This window comes from Kocuria salsicia (assembly GCF_007681555.1).
Classification (GTDB): domain Bacteria; phylum Actinomycetota; class Actinomycetes; order Actinomycetales; family Micrococcaceae; genus Kocuria; species Kocuria salsicia.
Genome location: NZ_VELE01000001.1, coordinates 782,035 through 801,636 on the forward strand (window position 1 = coordinate 782,035; position 19,602 = coordinate 801,636).

The 19,602-nt window shown below is 71.3% G+C and carries 15 protein-coding genes and 3 tRNA genes; 8 read left to right on the top strand and 10 right to left on the bottom strand.

Going from position 1 to position 19,602, the window contains the following annotated elements:
- Positions 1-541 precede the first annotated feature (541 nt).
- The 5 genes from FS770_RS14200 to FS770_RS03580 all read right to left on the bottom strand — a co-directional run bounded on the left by FS770_RS14200 (position 542) and on the right by FS770_RS03580 (position 5,212).
- Positions 542-667 (bottom strand): hypothetical protein, encoded by a 126-nt coding sequence (locus FS770_RS14200; protein ID WP_280525932.1) that lies wholly within the window; start codon positions 665-667, stop codon positions 542-544.
- Between the two features lie 56 nt (positions 668-723).
- Positions 724-797 (bottom strand) — tRNA-Met (locus tag FS770_RS03565).
- Between the two features lie 53 nt (positions 798-850).
- A tRNA-Thr gene (locus FS770_RS03570) sits at positions 851-922 on the bottom strand.
- Positions 923-1,101: 179 nt separating this feature from the next.
- Positions 1,102-3,336, bottom strand: coding sequence for a DEAD/DEAH box helicase (locus FS770_RS03575; RefSeq protein ID WP_145009907.1), 2,235 nt, complete (start codon positions 3,334-3,336; stop codon positions 1,102-1,104).
- Positions 3,337-3,493: 157 nt separating this feature from the next.
- The gene (locus FS770_RS03580) at positions 3,494-5,212 is read right to left on the bottom strand and encodes a DUF2079 domain-containing protein (RefSeq protein ID WP_145009910.1); all 1,719 of its coding nucleotides are present in this window, start codon (positions 5,210-5,212) and stop codon (positions 3,494-3,496) included.
- A 264-nt stretch (positions 5,213-5,476) separates the two neighbouring features.
- Here FS770_RS03580 and FS770_RS03585 point away from each other — a divergent pair, with 264 nt between their 5' ends.
- A complete protein-coding gene (locus tag FS770_RS03585) occupies positions 5,477-6,496 on the top strand; it encodes a DNA-3-methyladenine glycosylase family protein (protein WP_144941707.1) in 1,020 nt (339 codons plus the stop codon).
- Positions 6,497-6,573: 77 nt separating this feature from the next.
- Positions 6,574-7,287, top strand: a complete 714-nt coding sequence (locus FS770_RS03590) for a VIT1/CCC1 transporter family protein (RefSeq protein ID WP_126874631.1) — start codon at positions 6,574-6,576, stop codon at positions 7,285-7,287.
- A gap of 149 nt (positions 7,288-7,436) precedes the next feature.
- Here the strand turns inward: FS770_RS03590 and FS770_RS03595 are convergent, their stop codons facing one another.
- Together FS770_RS03595 and FS770_RS03600 are read right to left on the bottom strand one after the other, a co-directional pair.
- The gene (locus FS770_RS03595) at positions 7,437-7,832 is read right to left on the bottom strand and encodes a thioredoxin family protein (RefSeq protein WP_126874630.1); all 396 of its coding nucleotides are present in this window, start codon (positions 7,830-7,832) and stop codon (positions 7,437-7,439) included.
- Positions 7,833-8,147: 315 nt separating this feature from the next.
- Positions 8,148-8,229: transfer RNA gene (locus FS770_RS03600), tRNA-Tyr, on the bottom strand.
- Positions 8,230-8,325: 96 nt separating this feature from the next.
- Between FS770_RS03600 and FS770_RS03605 the strand changes: the two genes are divergently transcribed.
- Entirely contained in the window at positions 8,326-9,210 is an 885-nt protein-coding gene (locus FS770_RS03605; RefSeq protein ID WP_144941705.1) for a patatin-like phospholipase family protein, read from the top strand.
- A 53-nt stretch (positions 9,211-9,263) separates the two neighbouring features.
- Positions 9,264-9,755, top strand: coding sequence for a YajQ family cyclic di-GMP-binding protein (locus FS770_RS03610; protein ID WP_126874629.1), 492 nt, complete (start codon positions 9,264-9,266; stop codon positions 9,753-9,755).
- A gap of 96 nt (positions 9,756-9,851) precedes the next feature.
- On the opposite strand, the gene htpX is transcribed toward FS770_RS03610, so the two are convergent.
- Together htpX and FS770_RS03620 are read right to left on the bottom strand one after the other, a co-directional pair.
- Positions 9,852-10,754, bottom strand: coding sequence for a zinc metalloprotease HtpX (htpX, locus tag FS770_RS03615; protein ID WP_145009914.1), 903 nt, complete (start codon positions 10,752-10,754; stop codon positions 9,852-9,854).
- Between the two features lie 130 nt (positions 10,755-10,884).
- Positions 10,885-12,537: a sigma-70 family RNA polymerase sigma factor gene (locus FS770_RS03620; protein WP_186366674.1), complete on the bottom strand. Its 1,653-nt coding sequence runs from the start codon at positions 12,535-12,537 to the stop codon at positions 10,885-10,887.
- 554 nt (positions 12,538-13,091) lie between these two features.
- On the opposite strand from FS770_RS03620, the gene FS770_RS03625 reads away from it, so the two are divergent.
- Both FS770_RS03625 and FS770_RS03630 read left to right on the top strand, forming a co-directional pair.
- A complete protein-coding gene (locus FS770_RS03625) occupies positions 13,092-13,568 on the top strand; it encodes a Fur family transcriptional regulator (protein WP_055083244.1) in 477 nt (158 codons plus the stop codon).
- 47 nt (positions 13,569-13,615) lie between these two features.
- Positions 13,616-15,139, top strand: a complete 1,524-nt coding sequence (locus FS770_RS03630) for a catalase (protein ID WP_058956007.1) — start codon at positions 13,616-13,618, stop codon at positions 15,137-15,139.
- A gap of 152 nt (positions 15,140-15,291) precedes the next feature.
- Here FS770_RS03630 and FS770_RS03635 read toward each other — a convergent pair whose 3' ends face one another.
- Complete coding sequence (locus FS770_RS03635) at positions 15,292-16,698, bottom strand: SseB family protein (RefSeq protein WP_145009920.1); 1,407 nt, start codon at positions 16,696-16,698, stop codon at positions 15,292-15,294.
- Between the two features lie 150 nt (positions 16,699-16,848).
- Between FS770_RS03635 and FS770_RS03640 the strand changes: the two genes are divergently transcribed.
- Complete coding sequence (locus FS770_RS03640; RefSeq protein WP_145009923.1) at positions 16,849-18,414, top strand: DUF6882 domain-containing protein; 1,566 nt, start codon at positions 16,849-16,851, stop codon at positions 18,412-18,414.
- A gap of 139 nt (positions 18,415-18,553) precedes the next feature.
- The gene (gene rarD, locus FS770_RS03645) at positions 18,554-19,513 is read left to right on the top strand and encodes an EamA family transporter RarD (protein WP_145009926.1); all 960 of its coding nucleotides are present in this window, start codon (positions 18,554-18,556) and stop codon (positions 19,511-19,513) included.
- Positions 19,514-19,602: the final 89 nt, after the last annotated feature.

Below are 19,602 nucleotides of genomic sequence, written 5' to 3' on the forward strand. Positions count from 1 at the left end.
GCCCGGGCCGCCCGGTCCGCGCGGGTCCGCGCCCTGGCCGAGCGGGCGCCGTCGCCCCCGCGGACCGCCGCGAGCAGGGAGAAACTGGCCGTGGTCTCCTCCCAGGCCTCCGCGCCATCCAGGTCCAGGTCCTCGCTCAGGTGCTCGTCGAACAGCTCGCGCCCGAGCTCTCTCAGGCCGTACGCCGCAGGGCTGCCGTGCGCGTCGAGGACGTCGTGGAGAACGAGGGCCGCGGAGGCCGTCGTGGATGGGCGCTTCAAGTACCCGGTGACCTCCATCTGCTCTCGGCCCAGGCCCTTCTCGGTTGCGCAGCCAGCGGCGGAGGGAAGCGAGCGTGGCGGCCCCTCCCGCCACCTACGCGAACGGGGTGCCGGGCCACTACTCGGTGCTCGTGAGCGCGTCCTGGAGCACCGTGGTGGTGCCGGGCTCGGCCCCGTGACGCAAGAGCCAGGTGTGCTCCACGCCCTCGGGCATCGTGGGCTCCTGGCGGTGGCTCGAGCTGCCCACCTCGATGAGGACCTTGCCCCGCTCCCCCTTTGGGTCACTCCTCGAGCCAGCGCGCGATGGCAGGCAGGGCGGTCTCGTCCCCGGCCACGAGCGTCCCGTCCGCGGCCACGGGGACCCGCGGGCGCCCGGCGCCGTCGTCGTCCTCATCGCACGGCACCATCTCGCGGCCAGAACGAGAAAAGGCGCCGCTCCCCGAGGGGAACGGCGCCTGAACGGTAGCGGTGGACGGGCTCGATCCGTCGACCTCACGATTATGAGTCGTGCGCTCTAACCAGCTGAGCTACACCGCCACATCATGGATGAAACCCGCAGTCCACGAAGAACCGCGGGTTCTCATCATGAGAGCCCCGACCGGGAATCGATCCCGGGACCTCCATCTTACCAAGATGGCGCTCTACCACTGAGCTATCGGGGCAACGCGGAATACTCTAACAGGATCACGGCCCCGCGCAAAAATCGGTCCCGGGTCATCGGTTGCCCGCCCAGACGGCGACGCCGCTGGTCGCCCCGGGGGTCTCCCGACGAGCTGGCCCGGAACAGCACACGGCCTCCACTTCTCAGCGAAGCAGGGGCCGCGTGCTGGCTCGGAGGCGCTCAGCGCCCGGAGTAGCCACCGTTGTTCTTGCCGTAGCTCTTCTTGCGGGGACGGTCCTGGTAGGAGGAGCCGCCGCCGCGCGGGCGTCCGCCGCCGCGGTCGTCGCGGTAGCCCCCGCGATCATCGCGGTACCCACCGCGGTCGTCCCGGGATCCGCCCCGGTCACCGCGGTAGCCACCACGGTCGTTGCGGGGTGCCCGGTCACGGTCGCCGCCGCGGAAGCGGTTGCCACCGCCGCCGCTGCGGGCGCCACCCGGTCCGCGGTCCTCCTGGATGCGGATGGGTGCACCGTTGATCTGGGTGTTGGAGAGCTTGTCCAGCGTGCCCGCCGGCAGGTTCTCGGGCAGGCCCACGAGGGTGAACGTGGGGCGGATGTCGATCGCGCCGATCTGCGAGCCGTTCAGCCCGCCCTCGTGCGTGAGCGCACCCACCACGGAGCCGGGCACCACGCGGTCGCGGTGGCCCACGGCGAGCTTGTACGTGCGCATGCCGGCCTCCTCGCCCGGGGCGCGGCGGTTGCGGGGCCCGCCGCCGTCCTGACGGTCACGGTCCCGGTCGCGCTTGCGCTGGGGCACCTCCGGCAGGTCCTGCACGAGGAACGGACGGCCGTTCTGCGCGATCACGGCGAGTGCGGCCGCAATCTCCACCGCGTCGACGTCGTGCTCGGACTCGTAGCGCTCCACCAGCTCGCGGAACAGCGTGAGGTCCTCGGACTCGATGGTCTCCTCGATCTGCTGCGCGAAGTTGTCCTTGCGGGTCTGGTTCACCTCGTCCGTGGACGGGACGCGCATCTGCTCGACCGGCTGGCGCGTGGCCTTCTCGATGGCGCGCAGCAGGTACTTCTCGCGCGGCGTCATGAACAGGATCGCCTCGCCCTTGCGACCGGCGCGGCCCGTGCGGCCGATGCGGTGCACGTAGGACTCGGTGTCGTGGGGGATGTCGTAGTTGACCACCAGGGAGATCCGCTCCACGTCCAGGCCGCGGGCGGCCACGTCCGTGGCGACGAGGATGTCGATCTTGCCCTCGCGCAGGGAGTCCACCGTGCGCTCGCGCAGGTTCTGGGGGATGTCGCCGTTGATCGCCGCAGCCGTGTAGCCGCGCGCCTTGAGCTTGTCCGCGATCTCCTCGGTGGCCGCCTTGGTGCGCACGAAGACGATCACGCCGTCGTAGTCCTCGACCTCCAGCACGCGGGTCATGGCGTCCAGCTTGTGGGGGCCCATGACCTGCATGTAGCGCTGGCGGGTGTTGGTGCCCGTGGTGGTCTTCGCCTTGACGGTGATCTCCTGCGGGTCACGCAGGTACTGCTGCGCGATGCGGCGGATCGCCTTGGGCATGGTGGCGGAGAACAGCGCCACCTGCTTCTCGGTGGGGGTCTGCGCGAGGATCTTCTCGACGTCCTCGGAGAAGCCCATGCGCAGCATCTCGTCCGCCTCGTCCAGCACCACGTAGGCGATGTCGTCGAGCTTCAGGGAGCCCTTGGAGAGGTGGTCGATCACGCGCCCGGGTGTGCCCACGACCACCTGCGCGCCGCGCTTGAGCCCGGCCAGCTGGGGTCCGTAGGAGGAGCCGCCGTAGACGGGCAGCACGGTGAAGTCGTCCAGGTGGGTGGCGTAGGAGCCGAAGGCCTCCGCGACCTGCAGGGCGAGCTCACGGGTGGGGGCCAGCACGAGCACGCGGGTGCTGCGCTGCGGGCCGTGCAGGTCCGAGAGCTCCGCGAGCTTGGACAGCGCCGGGACCGCGAACGCGGCGGTCTTGCCGGTGCCGGTCTGGGCGAGGCCGACGACGTCGCGGCCGCTGAGCAGCGCGGGGATCGTGGCCGCCTGGATGGGTGAGGGGTACTCGTAGCCGACCTCGTCGAGGGCGGCCAGCACGCGCCCGTCCACGCCGAGCTCGGCGAAGGTGGGCAGCTGGGGCTCGTCGGAGGAGTCCTTGGCGGGTGCCTGGGCGTCCTTCTCCGGCTCGCCCTGGGTCTTTGCGTCCTGGCTCTTCGCGTCCCGGGTCTCGACGTCCTGGGTCTTGACCTCGCGGGTCTCGACGTCGTGGTTCACGGGGGCGTCGGTGACGGCGGGTGCCTGCTCTGCAGCGTCGGCGACGTCGCCCGGCTCGGTGGCCGGCGCGGCGTCCACAACGGCGGTGGCGTCGTCCTCGGTCACGATCCGGGTCTCACCCGGCTCGCTCGCGGGGGCCACGGTGTGGGCGTTCGTGTGGTCGTCGGGGGTGGATTCAGTGGGCACGGAAGAACCTCGCTTCGGTGGAATGGAGTGACTGGCACCGGTGCGAGCGGAACGACCGCTGATGTCCAGGACCGACGTGCCGGTAACGGCGAAACGGTGCTGCAAGGACAGAGAACCGGGATGATGAACCCCCATCCTATCGCACGGCGGTCACGCCTCACGACGATTCGCGGGCCACCACGATGTTCGCCTCGTCACTGACCACGGTGTAGCGGTGCCCGTAGACGTCCTGCGCGTACCCGGCCACGTCCTGCGGCGGCGTGGTCCCCCACGTGCCTCCGGAGCGGTCCACCACCACGTACTCCGGAGCGGGATCCTCGCCGTTGCCGATCCAGTGCACGCGCGTACGGCTGACCAGCGCGTTCATCAGGGAGAGGTCCGTGGCCACGCTCGCGCCCTCCGGGATCTCCGCGACCGCCGCGGCCTTGACGTCCCCGCGCGGGTCCGGCTGCCACGCGGCGGGCGTGACCAGCTGCGCGAGCGGCTGCACCGTCCCCACCACCAGCGCGATCACGAGCGCCGCCCACGGCGCCCCGGCCGCCAGGACGGTGAGCACCGGCGCCTCGAACCGCGCGGACGGCGAGGTGGGCGCAGTGCCGCCCGTGCGGCGTCGGGCACGGTCCGCGTCCCCGCGCAGCCGGGCGACCGCGTCCACGAGCGCCACGAAGACCACGGGCATCAGCACGGCACTGTAGTGCCAGCCCGGACCCCAGTAGCCGTCGTTGGGCGAGAGCATGCGCCAGAGCAGGGTGGGCAGCGCCACGAGCAGCACGGGCGAGCGCACCGCCACCACCGCACCGCTCAGCAGCACGAGCAACCACGTGACGAGCTTGCGCACCGGGACCACCAGCAGGATCACGGCGGACGCGGGATCCCGCAGGAAGCCGGCCGGGTCCAGCTTGTCCGCGTAGGCGAACTCCCCCGCCGGGTTCAGCGCCGGCAGCACAACACCCACCGCGAGCGCGGACACCCCCATGCCCCACACGGCGAGCACCGCGCCCCACAGGAGCACGGGATCGCGCCGCAGGCCGCGCAGGTCGCTGCGCCACTGGGCGCGGTCGAGGACGACGACGCCGCTTCCCCGGTTTTCGACGCTGCCCCCGGTGCGTCCCAGGGTTTCTGCCGGTCCTGTGGTTCCTGTGGTCCCCGGAGTTCCCGGAGTTCCCGGGCCGCCGGGGACCGCGGCCTCCGGCTGCCGCAGCGCGGCGGTGAGGCCTGCCAGGCGGCGTCGTGCCTCCGGAGCCCACCGCCGGGCGAACGGGAGCACCGCGCGGCCCACCAGCAGGGTGCCGATCACCGCGACCGTGATCCCCAGGTCCTCCTTGACCAGGGCGAGGGGAGCGGCCCACAGCGCGGTGGCGCGCAACCGGCCCTCCCGCCAAGCGCTCAGGGAGAGCGCGAGCAGCGGCACGGCCAGGGCGATCTCGTGGAACTGCACGGCCACGGCGTTCTGCAGTCCGAAGCTCAGTGCGCAGGCCGCCCCCACGGCGGCTGCTGGGGCCGCGCGCAGCACCCGGGTGGCGCAACGGGTGACCACCGCCGTCGCAATGCCAAACAGCACATCCTGCACGAGCATCAGCGTCAGGGCGGAGGGGAAGAGCTTGTAGACGGGGGCCAGCACGATCAGCAGCGGGTGGAAGTGGTCGCCCAGCAGGTTGAAGCCGTGGCCCTTGAGGTCCACCTCGGGGCCGCGGCCGGAGGCGTAGGAGGAGAGCAGCTGCGTGAAGATTGCGTTGTCCCACGACGGCACCTCCCAGTTGATCCACTGGCTCCAGGACAGCGCGCAGTACAGGGCCGTCGCGAGCACGCCCACCAGGACGGGGAGCCAGCGGGCGGACCCGGTGGGTTGCAGGGGGGATGTGCGCTGCGGGGTCACCGGTTCTCCGTCCGGGATCTGTGCGGTACCGCTGGGGTGCGGTGTTGGGGATGGCAGTTGCTGAGACGGCGTTGCTGGTGGCGGAGCGTCATGGGAGTCGGTGCGGCGCCGGACCGGTGCACGGGTCGGGCGGTGGGGCCTCCCCCGGTCAAGGTACCGCGCGGTCGTCGAACCGTCGCTGCTGCTGCCGGACGTGTCGAGCGGCTTCCCGTGCCGCCGGGACGGCGCGGTGTGCGTGTCGGAGGGCGGTGGGATTCTGGGGTCATGACGACGCACGTGAGCACCAGGGCCGCCCGGAGGACGACGGCGCGCGCCGGAGTTCCCGAGGAACCTGCCGCCACCGCGCGCTGGACGCCGGCCGCACCGGTGCACCTGGCCCAGACCCTGCGTGTGCTCGCGCGCGGGGCGGAGGACCCCACCGTGCGCGTGCTCGGAGAGGACTGCGTGTGGATCACGGCCCGGTGGAAGGGGCTGCCGGTCAGTGCACGCTTCTCCCGGGTACCGCAGGAGCGCGAGACGAAGCCGCTCGAGCGGGACGTGCTGGCGGAAGCCTGGGGACCAGGGGCGCTCGCATGGCTGCCGAACGCACCTCGCTGGGTGGGAGCCGCCGACGACTGGACGGCGTTCGAGTCCTCCCCCGCGTACGGGCAGCTGCCCGCATCCCTGACCCGGGCCCGGCACGAGCACCCAGGGCTGCGGCTGCCGGCCACCGGCACTGTGCTGGACCGCGCCGTCGTGTCCGTGCTGGAGCAGCGGGTCACGGCCATCGAGGCAGTGCGCGCGCACAGGGCTCTGCTGCGCTGGGTGGGCGAGGACGCCCCCGGACCCGCCCCGCACGGGATGCGCGTGCCGCCGAGTGCGCAGCAGTGGCGCCGCGTCCCCTCCTGGCAGTGGCACCGGGCCGGCGTGGACCCGGCGCGTTCAGCGACCGTGATGCGCGTGGTCCACCGGGCCTCGGCGCTGGAGCGGCTGGCGGAGCACACGGATCCGGCGCGGGTGAGGCAGGCGCTGCAGTCGATCGACGGGATCGGGCCGTGGACGGCTGCAGAGATCACCCAGTGCACCCACGCGGATCCGGACGGGGTGAGCGTGTACGACTACCACCTGGCAGACTACGTGTGCTGGTTCTTCGACGGTGCCCCGGGATCCGATGCCCGCATGCTCGAGCTGCTCGAGCCGTGGCGCGGCCACCGCCAGCGCGTGGTGCGACTCATCAAGGCCAGCGGCCACCGCAAGCCGTCGTTCGGACCCCGGATGACCCCGGCGGACCATCGCCACCACTGAGGCCACCGCCACTGGGATGGTTGAGGTATGGCTGTCCTGCCTGGCGACGCCTGCGGATCCGGCGCAGACTACGGAACATGTCACAGCACACCATTCCAGAACCCCACGCCAAGGCCTCCGGCGAAAGGCTCAACAAGCTGCGCGCAGGCGTCCTGGGAGCGAACGACGGCATCGTCTCTGTGGCCGCCACCGTGGTGGGCGTGGCCGGTGCCACCGTCTCAACCGGGCCCATCCTCGTCGCCGGAACCGCCGCCGTGATCGGTGGTGCGCTCTCCATGGCCCTGGGCGAGTACGTCTCGGTGTCGAGCCAGAAGGACTCCGAGGAGGCGCTGATCGAGAGGGAGAAGTGGGAGCTGCGTGAGATGCCCGATGCCGAGCTGGAGGAGCTCGAGGAGCTCTACCGCGAGCGCGGCCTTAGCCAGGCCACGGCGCACCAGGTGGCGCTCGAGCTCACCGAGAAGGACGCACTGAAGGCCCACCTGGATGCGGAGCTCGGCATCAACGAGGACGACATCGCCAACCCGTGGGCCGCCGCCATCTCCTCCGCGCTCTCGTTCTTCGTCGGCTCGCTGCTTCCGGTGCTCGCGATCCTCCTCCCGCCACCCGAGTGGCGGATTCCCGTCACCTTCGTGGCGGTGCTCATCGCCCTGGCCCTCACGGGAACCCTGGGGGCGCGCCTCGGCGAGACCCCGCACGTTGCCCGCGCCGCCACGCGCGTGGTCGTGGGTGGCGCCATCGCCCTGGCCGTCACGTTCCTGATCGGCTCCCTGCTGGGCGTCTCCGCCGCGTGACGCACCCCGCCTGAACACAGAACGAGGGCGGCTCCCCAATGGGGAGCCGCCCTCGTTCGTGTCCTTCACGGGCTCGGTGTGGCCCGCTCATGTGCTGCGGCAGGGCCACGAACCGGCCGATGCCGGAGACCTGCCAGCGCGGGGAACTGTCAGTTCTGAGGCGCCTCGGGCTCTGCCCCGCCCTCGGCGGCCTGCTTGGCCACCTCGGCACGGACCTCGTCCATGTCAAGGTTCTTGACCGCCCCGATGACCTCCTCCAGGGAGGACGCCGGAAGCGCTCCGGGCTGGGAGAAGACGAGGATGCCCTCGCGGAACGCCATGAGGGTGGGGATCGAGGAGATCTGGGCGGCTGCAGCCAGGCCCTGCTCCGCCTCGGTGTCCACCTTGCCGAACACGATGTCCGGGTTCTTCTCGGAGGCCGTCTCGTAGGTGGGCGCAAACTGCTTGCACGGTCCGCACCAGTCTGCCCACCAGTCCAGCAACACGATGTCGTTGTCAGAAATGGTCTGGCCCAGGGTGTCCTGGGTGATCTCTACAGTAGCCATGCGTCCACGATAGGACGCCGCCTCCCCAGCACTCCAGACCGTTCACTGCCGGCTCAAGGACCCCCGGTGGGGCCGCCGCGAGCAGGCGGGGCGACGTCGTCGTCCCCGCCACCTGGCGAGGCCACGGTGCGCGCGGCGACGAGCGAAGATGCGGCGGGTGCGCACCCGCCGAGATGCCGGTGCGTGCAACCCCGGGCGACGCCGCGTTGTCACGGTCCCTGGGGCTGGACCCGGTTACACGAAAGGAGCCTTCCCGACCCTCTCGGTCCGGGAAGGCTCCTTCACTCTTGCCGGTGTCACGCACGCCGGCGGCGGTGGCAGGTGAGGGATTCGAACCCCCGTAGGCGTTGCCAGCTGATTTACAGTCAGCCCCCTTTGGCCGCTCGGGTAACCTGCCGAGGCATCCAACGCACACGTACTGTGTGCGACGAAGCACCTCAACAGTACACGGTGAGCCTTTGGGCCCCAAAATCGTCGCCAGGAGGAAAACACCATGCAGAACAGCACATCAACCACCCGCGCTGTTGTGCTCGGCGGTGGCGGAACGGCAGGTATCGCCTGGGAGAGCGGTCTCCTCGCGGGTCTCCTGGATTCTGGGGTGGACCTCGGGGCCGCGGACCTCGTAGTGGGTACGTCTGCGGGGTCTGTCGTGGCGGTGCAGCTGCGCGCCAACGCCCTCACCACGCATTTCCCGCGCACGGAGTCTCCCCAGGCCAGCGCGGACGCGCAGGGACCCGTCTCCTCACCGGCCGCACCGCCGTTCGACGCTGAGAAGTTCGTGCAGCTGATGGGAACGGCTGCCGAGAGCGCCACGGGTCCGCAGGATGCCCGCGCGCGGCTCGGGGCGCGGGCGACGGCATCGACCGCGGTCATGACCGAGGAGGCGTGGCTCGCGCGCATCGGTCACACGCTGCCGCGCGACTGGCCGACGGGCGAGCTTGCACTCACCGCCGTGGACAGCGCGGACGGCGCCTTCACCGTCTTCAATGCCCGCAGCAGCGTGCTCCTGGAAAAGGCCGTGGCGGCAAGCTGCACGGTTCCCACGGTGTTCCCCCTGGTGCACATCGACGGCCACGCCTACATGGACGGTGGGATGCGCTCCGCAACCAACGCGGACCTCGCGGCCGGACACGACAAGGTGCTGGTGATCTCGTGCAACCCCGAACCGCGCACGAGCCCCTTCGGACCCACCCTGGACGAGTCGCTGCTGCTGATCGAGGAGACCGGCGACGCGTTCCACATCACCGCAGACGGCGCCAGCCGCGCGGCGTTCGGCAGGAATCCCCTGGATCCTGCGCGTCGGATACCCTCGTTCGAAGCCGGTCTCGCACAGGCGGAACAGCTCGCGGACCGCGTCAAGGAGTTCTGGAGCGCGTGAGCACGCGGTGCCCGTGTTCCGGGGACGGCACCCCAGCAACCAAGGAGTGGACAGTGGCATCGGAATCATCGTTCGACGTGGTCAGCAAGGTCGACAAGCAGGAGGTCTCCAACGCCCTGAACCAGGCGCAGAAGGAGGTCTCCCAGCGCTACGACTTCCGCGGCGTGGGCGCGGACATCGACTTCTCCGGGGAGAAGATCCTCATCAAAGCCAACTCGCAGGAGCGAGCCGAGGCCGTGCTGGACGTCTTCCAGTCCAAGCTAGTCAAGCGTGGCATCTCGCTGAAGTCCCTGGACTCCGGTGAGCCCTACGCCTCCGGCAAGGAGTACCGCATCGAGTCCACCGTCAAGGAGGGCATCGCCCAGGACCAGGCCAAGAAGATCACCAAGCTGATCCGGGACGAGGGTCCCAAGGGTGTGAAGGCCACCATCCAGGGCGACGAGCTGCGCGTCTCCTCGAAGTCTCGCGACGACCTGCAGGAGATCATCTCGCTGCTCAAGGGCTCGGACCTGGAGGTCGACCTGCAGTTCGTGAACTACCGCTGATCCCGGCCGCCGGAATGCTTCCGGTGCCGCTCGTGGACGAGTAGAACGGGACGGACGCCGCCACCCAGCCCGGGCGGGGGCGTCCGTCCCCTCATGTCAGCGGTTGCCGTAGAAGCCGCCGGAGCGCGCCATGTTCTCCAGCCGCGCCACGCGGTCGTCGGTGCTCGGGTGGGTGCGGAACAGTCCGGAGACCGCCCCGCCGCGGAACGGGTTGGCGATCATCAGGTGGGAGGTGTTCACGAGCCTCTGGTCCTGCGGGTCCATGGGCCTCTGGTTCGCCCCGCCCTCGATCTTGCGCAGTGCCGAGGCCAGGGCCAGCGGGTCCCCGGTGAGCTTGGAGCCGTCCTCGTCCGCGTCGTACTCGCGTGTGCGGGAGATGGCCAGCTGGATGACCGAGGCGGCCAGCGGTGCCAGGAACGCCATGAGCAGACCCACCAGCATGTTGCCGCCGCCGCGGTTGTCGTTGCCGCGCCCGCCGAACAGGGCCGCGAACTGTAGCATCTGCGCAGCGGAGGTGATCAGCCCGGCCACGGCTGCCGCCACTGACGAGGTGAGGATGTCCCTGTTGTAGACGTGCATCAGCTCGTGGCCCAGCACGGCGCGCAGCTCGCGCTCGTCGAGCATCTGCAGGATCCCCTCGGTGCAGCACACCGCCGCGTGCTCCGGGTTGCGTCCTGTGGCGAACGCGTTGGGGCTCATGGTCGGGGCGATGTAGAGCCGCGGCATGGGCTGCCCGGCCGCCTGCGAGAGCTCGTGCACGATCCGGTACATGGCGGGCGCCTGTTGCGGGCTCACGGGGACCGCGCGCATGGATGCCAGCGCCAGCTTGTCCGAGTTCCAGTAGCTGTAGGCCGTGCCGGCCAGGCCGATCACCCCGAACAGGATGATGAAGAATGAGCTGCGCGTGGCGCCGGCGATGACCCAGCCGATCCCGAGCAGCACCGCCCACATCCCGCCCAGCAGTAGTGCGGTCTTCACGCCGTTGTAGTGCCGGTGCATCAGTGGTCTCCTCCGGGGCTCGCGCCCGTGGGTCGTGTCGGTTCGTGTGCGCTTCCGTGCCCGGTGGCGGGTTCGTGGTGCGGCCCGAGGGCGACGACGCCGCGCCGCCCGTCGCCGTTCGCCCGGCCCATCACAACGGCAGGCAGAGGACGATGTCGCCGAGGACCAGCGAGATGGTGCAGTCGCTGGGCGAGGGGCTCGGGTTAGGTTCCCCGGGCCTGGGATCGGTGCTCGGAACCACCGTGACCTGCGACTCGCCGCTCGGCAGCGGATCACCGGTCTGGACGGGGTCCGGCGACACCGCCGGGGAGGGCTCCCCCACCGGCTCACTCGGATGCGGGTTCTGCGGATTCAACGGGATCTGCGGATCGGGAAGCAGCGTGGTGCCGGGGAGTTCCGAGAGGCCCGCACCGGGGGGATTGATGACGATCGGCAGGGACGGCTCGGCCGCCGGACGCTGCGGTGCGGCGTCGTCGACGTCCTGCACGGCTCCCGCGTCCTGGTCGGTTCCGGCACCCTCCGCCTGCTGCGCGGCCGCGGCGTCGTCGTCACCGGCGTCTGCACCGGCCGCACCCTGGGCCTCCGCAGCGCCCGCCGGGCGGTCCCCGCTGGCCGGTGACCGCCCACCCCCGGGCGCCACCCCGTCACCCGCGGTGGCATCGAGTCCCTGCGTGGGTTCGGCGGCCACGGAGACCGCGTCCCCTCCGCCCGAGTTGGTCGCGGCCACGATCCCCACGGCCGCGGCGGCAGCGACGAGGACGGCCGTGGCCGCGACGGCGAGCCCGGCCCCGGAGCCCACCAGTGAGGCCACCCCACCGGCGGAGGAGGCGGCGCCTGCGCCAGAGGAGCCGACGGCGGTGCTTCCCTCGGACACCGAGGCGCCCGCGGCGCTCTCCGCCGCCACCCCGGCTCCGGCCGCCGCACCCGCGCCGAGCAGCGGCGTGCCGGCGAGTGCCGTGGCCAGGTGGGAGCCCTCGGCGCCCCACAGGGGAAGTCCGGCGAGCACGGGGAGGATCCAGCCGCGCAGCCCGAGCCCCAGGTCCTGCAGCTGCAGGTACTCCGCCGTGCAGCGGCGGCACCCGTCCAGGTGGTCCTGGACCGCCTTGGTGCGCGGCGGGGTGAGCGCACCGCGGGTGAAGGCGCCGAGCTGGGAGGAGAACTCGCGGCACTCCGCGAGCGTCCGCGCGGAGACGTGCTCCTGCACGTAGGCGGCGCGCAGGCCCTCGCGTGCCCGCTTGCCGAGCGCGGAGACCGCGTTGGGCTGGGCGCCGACGACGCCCGCCACCTGGCGCGGCCTGCGCCCCTCGACCTCGAGGTACCACAGGATCTCCTGCCAGCGCTCGGGCAGGGACGCGAACGCCCGGGCCACCACGGCGGAGTCCACCTGGCGCACCACGGTGTCGTCGAAGAGCTCCACCCGGTCCAGCGGCCCGTTCGGCTGGGGGTCCTCGGGGCGGGTGCGGGTGAGCTCGTTGGCGCGGTCCGCCGCCAGGCGCGAGACGGCGGTCACGAGGTAGGCACGGAGGAACTCCCGGGGGCCCTTGCCCTCGCGCAGCAGCCCGAGCACACGCGTGAACGCCTCCGAGACGAGGTCCTGGGCGTCCGACTCGGTGCGGGAGTGCATCCGGGCGACGGCGAGCGCGGCTCCGCGGTGGCGCTCGTAGAGTTCCGCGAACGCCGCGGAGTCCCCGTTGCGCACAGCGGTGAGCAGCCGTTCGTCACTGGCGGGCTGCTCGTCCCGGCCCTCGGGACGCGCGAGGCGTGGGGCTGCGCTGTGTGTCATGAGGCTCTCTGGCAGAAGAAGGGGGGTGCTGGTTGCCTCCATTGTGTCAGCACTCGCGGGGAAGCGGCAGTGCGTTTGCTCCATGCGGGGCCGGGAGAACGGTCGGGGGTGGAGCCGGCCCCCACCGGCTCCACCCCCGTCTCCTAGCACCGCTCTCTCCCCCCTGGCCGGGCAGCCCGCCTGGCCGAGAGTCGCTCTCGCCCACCGTGTGCCACGCGATGTGTCCCCGTACGTGAGGTGGCACCGGCTCGTCGGCCCCGAGCGATCGGACCGTCCGGAATCCCGTGCGGCCCGCACGCGATTCACTGTGTAGACAGACGGGGAGGGAAAACGTGACGCGGGATCCGGAAACTTTTTTTCACGGGCCCGCCCGAGCCTGTCCGGGGCCGGGAGGGACGGCCCCGGGCCCCCTCCACGAAGCCGGGCGACGTCGTCGTCCCCGCCGCCGTGCCGACCCCCCCGAGGCCCCGGAAGGCGCGGAAATCCGCGGAATCCTGCGACTTAGGACACACTAACTATTGTGAATGGCTCAGAATAAGATTAGAGTGAGGCGCATGGAGACCACTGCTGCGGCCGAAACGCACCCCTCGCGGGACGCGTGGACCTCGCACCTGCGCTCGCACGGGCGCAGGGTCACCAAGCAGCGTCTCGCGGTGCTGGACGCCGTGGACGCCGTGCCGCACGCCACCGCGGAGGACACGGTGCAGCAGGTCCGCGCGGTCCTGCCCACCATCTCCGTCCAGTCGGTGTACGTGGTCCTCTCGGACCTCGCGGCCATCGGCATGGTGTCGAAGTTCGAACCGCCCGGATCCCCGGCGCGGTACGAGATCCGCACCGGTGACAACCACCACCACGCGTACTGCATCTCCTGCGGCGTCATCCAGGACGTGCCGTGCGCGGTGGGACACGCTCCGTGTCTCACACCCTCGGAGGACCACGGCTTCCAGCTGCTGTCCGCCGAGGTGGTCTTCAGGGGCATCTGCCCGAGCTGCCAGCACAGTGGCGCGCAGCAGGACCCCGAGGCCCCGTAGTACCGTCCACACCTTCGTCGGATCCCATCCATCACCCAGGAGGAACCATGTCTGACACCACTCCCCACGAGCACGGACTGCGCAAGACCGGCTCGTTCACCACGAACCAGGAGGGCCTGCCCCTCCCCACGAACGCCGACGCGCACTCGCTGAGCGTGGGCCCGGACGGGCCCATCGTCCTGCACGACTCCTACGTCGTGGAGAAGCTGGCGGCGTTCGACCGCGAGCGCGTTCCCGAGCGCGTGGTGCACGCCAAGGGCGCCGGTGCCTTCGGCGAGCTCGAGATCACCGAGGACGTCTCCCAGTACACGAAGGCCGCGGTGTTCCAGAAGGGCACCAAGACCCCCATGCTGGCGCGCTTCTCCACCGTTGCCGGTGAGCAGGGCTCCCCGGACACCTGGCGCGACCCCCGCGGCTTCGCCCTGAAGTTCTACACCACCGAGGGCAACCTGGACATCGTGGGCAACAACACCCCGATCTTCTTCGTGCGCGACGGCATCAAGTTCCCGGACTTCATCCACTCGCAGAAGCGCCTGCCCGGTTCCGGCATGCGTGACAACACCATGCAGTGGGACTTCTGGACCCAGTCGCCCGAGTCCGCCCACCAGGTCACCTACCTCATGGGCCCCCGCGGCATCCCGAAGTCCTACCGCCACATGAACGGCTACGGCTCCCACACCTACCAGTGGAGCAACGAGGCCGGCGAGCGCTTCTGGATCAAGTACCACTTCATCTCCGACCAGGGCGTCGAGGGCCTGACCGGGCCCGAGGCCGAGGAGATCGCGGGCAAGGACGCGGACGCGCACCGTCGCGACCTCTACGACTCCATCGAGAAGGGCGAGTTCCCCTCCTGGACCATGTACGTGCAGGTCATGCCGTACGAGGACGCCAAGACGTACCGGTTCAACCCGTTCGACGTCACCAAGACGATCTCCCAGAAGGACTACCCCCGCATCAAGGTGGGCAAGTTCACGCTGAACCAGAACCCGCTGAACTACTTCGCGCAGATCGAGCAGGCGGCGTTCTCCCCCAGCAACACCGTGCCCGGTGTGGAGATCTCTCCGGACAAGATGCTCATGACCCGCGTGTTCTCCTACCCGGACACGCACCGTCACCGCATCGGCGCGAACTTCGCGGACCTGCCCGTGAACTTCCCGTACCGCTCGGAGATGAACACGTACTCGCAGGACGGGCCCATGCGGTACACGTTCAAGCACCCGAACCAGCCCGTCTACGCCCCGAACACCCAGGGCGGGCCCGTGGCCGGCTCCGGTCCGGTCAAGGCCGACGAGCTGCGCTGGGAGTCGGACGGGGACCTGCTGCGCGCCGCCGCGACCCTGCACTCCGAGGACGACGACTTCGGTCAGCCCGGCACCCTCTACCGCGAGGTCTTCAGCGACGAGGAGAAGGCCGAGACGGTCGAGAACATCGCCGGTCACATCGGTGACGTGACGGACCCGACGATCAAGGAGGCCGCCTTCCAGTACTGGGAGAAGGTCGACGCCGATCTCGGCCGCCGCGTCCGCGAGGCCGAGGCCCGCAACGCAGGTTCGGACGCCTACGGCATCTGATCCCGCGCCGGTGAGCGGGCCGCGCGCCCGCTGACCCGGCTACGGCAGAGGCCCCGTTCCCTCTCTGGAGGGGGCGGGGCCTTTCACGTGGCTGCGAACCGGGAACAGCGACGGCGCGGTGGTGGGATGGGGTGCGGTGGGTGAGCCCGGGCTCAGACCCCGGGAGCAGCGACGTCGTCCGTGGAACCCTCCGGCTGCTCGCCCTGGGACTCGGCGAGGTCCTGCTCGTGCTGCGTGACCAGCTCGAGCATCTCCCGCAGCTGCGCGGTGGGCAGCGTGGTGACCGGGGCGATCGCATTGATGCAGATGGCGACGGCGTCCGAGTCCAGGACGAAGTCGAGGATCTGGCGGGTGGGGGCAGAGCGCACGGTGAGCTGCGGGTCCAGGGCCGCCACCTCGGCGGCGGAGGTGAACACCAGCAGGGTGTCCGGGGCCGCACCCTCCTGCGAGGGCTGCACCATGACCGGCACCGCGTTCTCCTCCTGCTCGCGCGTGCCGAGCAGCAGGTGCCCGCCGGGGTTGAAGAGGGCACCCAGGACGCCGGACATGTTGTTGTCCAGCAGCGCCTGCTTCAGCGCCTCGTTGTGCGGGGAGCGCGCCACCCACTCGATCTGCTGGCGCGGGATCCGCAGGGCGTGCTCGGAGGCCGGGTCCACCACCACCTCGTCGTACTGCCGGTCCTTGGCGACCATCTCCAGGGTGGCGCTCGCGCGCTGGCGCAGCAGCACGGGCTCCGCGAGCTCCTCGTTGCGGTTGCTGCGGGAGAACATCTCGCGGGCCTGCTCCGCGGAGGTGTAGACGGCCAGGGCGCGCGTGCCGTCCCCCTGGGACACGGTCTGCACGCGGATGTGGGACTCCGGGCCCACGGGCTGGCCGTCCGCCCCCGGCACCAGGTCCGAGCCGGAGACGTCCAGCAGCACGGTTCCCACCAGTGCCTCGCGCAGGGCGCGGGCCATGGCCCGCTCCCCCGGCTCCCGGGTGTAGGCCTCTGCCGCGGCTCGCAGCCGGGGGTGGACGTCCCCGCCGGAGGCGTCCTCGGCCGAGTCCGCGAACGGCAGCTCCACACCGGCCTGCTCGGCCAGCTCCACGGCCCACTCCGGCGTCCGCTCACGGGTGCGGGGGAACGCCTCCAGCTGGGCGAGGACGTCCTGCGCCGTGTACGGGCCCTCCTGCGCGTAGACGTGCGGCAGGTCGTGGAAGTGGTAGGACGCCGTGGTGCTCAGCTCCGGTTCCGGCCAGCCCTTCGCGGTGATCGTCACGGACGCCGAGAACCAGCTGCCGCGGCCCGGCACGTAGCAGCTGCGCTGCAGCTCCGCGAGGGTCTCCAGCACCGCGCTGTCCTGCTTGATCGGACCCGCCGCACCGGGGGTCGCCACCCCGCCGCGGTCCTCGATCACGCGCAGGTGCACGCGCCCGCCCTGGGGCTTGAACTCCACGAGCATGGCGTCCCACCCCGGTTCGCTGCGCAGGACGGACATCACCCACTCGCCCACCCGGGCGACGAGTTCGCGTTCGCCCGTGGTGGGGGCTCCGGATGCGGGCTGCGGCTCAGAGGTCATTCGTGTCAGTGTCCCTTCGACCCGCTCGCGCCGGGTCAGGTCGTCCGAGGGTGCGGGGAGTCCCGGGAGGTCCCGGGCCGCGCGCCCCCAGCCTAGCGAACGGGGCACCGCCGCGCTGTGGGAGTCCGGGCCAGTTGTTAGCCTGGACCCATGACAAAAACCTTGCAGGAGCTGATCGACGCGTCGATCTTCATTTCCACCGAGTACCAGGCAGTGCTGGCCGAGCTGTCCCAGGGTGCGGATTGGGACGTGGACTTCTCCGCGCCGTCGTTCACCTTGCAGACCACGCCTCCCGTCACGCTGACCCCGTACCTGCTGGGCACGGAGTCCGCGGCCCGCGGGTCCTTCGTGTGGTCGTGGCGCGAGCTGGGCCACTTCAACCCCCGCGTGGTCTCCGCGGCGGTGCAGGCCGAGCAGGCCGGCGAGCGCCACGAGGTGGGCGAGCTGACCACGGACGAGCTCCCGCTGCAGGAGGGTCTCGCGCGCCGGCTCACACTTGCCGCCAAGGCCGTCACGGGCCTCTACGCCCACTACCCCGCGCGCGCCGGCGGCAACATCACCGCGTGGCTGCTGCTGGACGGCCCGGAGTTCGAGCTCCCCCGCCTCACCGAGCAGCGCATGATGCAGGTCATCGGCGAGTCCCTCACCACGGACACCGCCGTGGACCACAACCTCGCCGTGGCCAGCTACGCCAAGCTGCGCGGCGCCCACGTGGAGTGGGACACGGACGCCACGTGCGTGGTCACCGTGCACGACGGCGCCCAGCGCTTCTGGTTCGACGACCACCAGATCACGGGCGTGGAGCCCGCCGAGCCCTCCGTGGGCGAGGACGAGCTGCGCGAGCTCGAGCGCCAGGCCGCCACCCACCGTGAGGCCCTGCTCGAGGACCGCCGTGCCGCCGAGCACCGCGCCGAGCAGCTGGGTCAGGAGCAGCGCGAGGCCGACGCCGAGCGCAAGCGCCGGGAGCGCGCGGAAGCCGCCGCCGCGGCGTCGACCCCCGCCCCCTCTGCCGCAGCCGGGCAGGACGCCGAGGAGCAGCCGCTGCCCAGCGAGCTCGCCCCCGAGGAGATCGAGGCGCCCGAGCCCGAGCAGCCCGCTGACGACGTCGCCGTGCCCGCCAGCCAGCTGCACGAGGCGGACCAGCCCTTCGACCAGGAACCCACCCACGAGCCGGCCGCGCCGGGCCGTGTGGAGACCCGGGTGCTGCCCGGTCCCCAGGGCGAGCACGCCACGGCCGGTCCGGCCGCGTCCCCGCACCCGGACACCACGGCCATGTCCCGGATCCCGGACCCGGACTTCGCCGCCGGCCAGCCCGCCAGCCAGGACCCGGAGCGCGTCGAGTCGCACCGCACCGAGTCGCAGGATGTCGAGGCGGAGCGCTTCGGGACTGCCCGCGACGAGGACCGCGTGGAGCGCGAGGTCGTGGTCGAGGAGGAGACCGTGGTCCGCGAGGACACCCGTGCTCCCGAGCGGGACCGCACCCGCGCCGCCGAGGAGCGGCTCGGCCGTGGCGAGCGTGGCGTCCGCGAGGACCGCTTCGCCCGTGAGGAGCGCGAGGAGGTCGTGGAGCGCGAGACCGTGGCCGGTCCGGGCGCACCGGACGACGACCTCTCCGCCCCGGCCGTCGTGGACGGCGAAGAGGTCGAGACCAACGAGCAGGCCGAGCGCAAGGGCAAGAAGAAGCGCGGCTTCCTCAGCCGCTTCTTCGACCTGTGACCGGCGCCTGAACAGACGCGTCACCGGAGCACCCGTCCCCCGTGGGGGCGGGTGCTCCGTCGTTGGTGGCGCCGCAGCCGCCGTGCACGCGTGACCCCTCGTGAACAGTGCGGTGGGCGCCCCCGGATAGGATCGGTCGGTGACTTCCACCCTCAGCCCCGGCCCCGAGCCCGACCACCAGCGCAGAACCCGGGCCGGTGTGGGCTACGGGTTCGGGGCCTACGCGATCTGGGGACTGCTGCCCCTGTACTTCGTGGTGCTCGCCCCGGCCACCCCGTACGAGATCGTGGCCCTGCGGGTGCTGTTCTCCCTGGCGTTCTGTCTTCTGCTGCTCGCCGTGACGCGCGGGCTGCGGCAGTTCGTGCGGGTCTTCCGGGACGGGCAGGCCGTGGCCGCCCTGTCCCTGGCCGGTGTGCTGATCGCGGGCAACTGGCTGCTCTACACGGTGGCCACCACCACGGGCCACACCCTTGAGGCGTCCCTGGGGTACTTCATCAATCCCATCGTCGCGATCCTGCTGGGCGTGGTGGTGCTGCACGAGAAGCTTCGGCCGCTGCAGTGGGCGGCCATCGTGGTGGGGGTCCTGGCGGTGCTCGTGATGGCCGTGTTCTACGGTGCCGTCCCGTGGCTGTCCCTGGGGCTCGCGTTCTCCTTTGGCTTCTACGGGCTCGTGAAGTCCCGCCTCGGTTCCCGCTACCCGGCGCTGGTGACGCTCACCGCGGAGACCGCCGCCATCACGCCGCTCGCCCTCGTGGCCGTCGCGCTGCTGGGCGCCAACGGCCAGATCACGCTGACCTCTGAGGGCCCCGGCCACTTCCTGCTGCTGCTCTCCGCGGGCATCATCACCGCCGTGCCCCTGCTGCTCTTCGGTGCGGCGGCGTCCCGGCTGCCCCTGAGCACCGTGGGGATGATCCAGTACGTTGCCCCCATCGGCCAGTTCATCCTGGCGGTCGCCCTGTTCCACGAGGAGATGCCCCCGGAGCGCTGGGCCGGCTTCGGACTCGTGTGGGTGGCCGTGGTGCTCCTGCTGCTCGACGCCGTCCGCGCACCCCGTGCCCCGCGGCTGCCCAGGCGGCCGAAGCCGTCGCCTCGGGCATGAGTCTGAGGTGCAGAGGTACCCGTCCGGCCTGAGGGAATCGTGGCCTCTCTGTACCTCAGATGTTGACAGAGCCCGCTCGGACCGTGGTG

Bases quoted from the DNA above. Each gene is read 5' to 3' on its own strand.
- FS770_RS03605 (WP_144941705.1), top strand. From the start codon at position 8,326: ATGCAGAACAGCACATCAACCACCCGCGCTGTTGTGCTCGGCGGTGGC.
- FS770_RS03620 (WP_186366674.1), bottom strand. From the start codon at position 12,537: ATGACACACAGCGCAGCCCCACGCCTCGCGCGTCCCGAGGGCCGGGAC.
- FS770_RS14200 (WP_280525932.1), bottom strand. From the start codon at position 667: ATGGTGCCGTGCGATGAGGACGACGACGGCGCCGGGCGCCCGCGGGTC.
- FS770_RS03630 (WP_058956007.1), top strand. From the start codon at position 13,616: ATGTCTGACACCACTCCCCACGAGCACGGACTGCGCAAGACCGGCTCG.
- FS770_RS03595 (WP_126874630.1), bottom strand. From the start codon at position 7,832: ATGGCTACTGTAGAGATCACCCAGGACACCCTGGGCCAGACCATTTCT.
- FS770_RS03585 (WP_144941707.1), top strand. From the start codon at position 5,477: ATGACGACGCACGTGAGCACCAGGGCCGCCCGGAGGACGACGGCGCGC.
- FS770_RS03640 (WP_145009923.1), top strand. From the start codon at position 16,849: ATGACAAAAACCTTGCAGGAGCTGATCGACGCGTCGATCTTCATTTCC.
- FS770_RS03625 (WP_055083244.1), top strand. From the start codon at position 13,092: ATGGAGACCACTGCTGCGGCCGAAACGCACCCCTCGCGGGACGCGTGG.
- FS770_RS03590 (WP_126874631.1), top strand. From the start codon at position 6,574: ATGTCACAGCACACCATTCCAGAACCCCACGCCAAGGCCTCCGGCGAA.
- htpX (WP_145009914.1), bottom strand. From the start codon at position 10,754: ATGCACCGGCACTACAACGGCGTGAAGACCGCACTACTGCTGGGCGGG.
- FS770_RS03635 (WP_145009920.1), bottom strand. From the start codon at position 16,698: ATGACCTCTGAGCCGCAGCCCGCATCCGGAGCCCCCACCACGGGCGAA.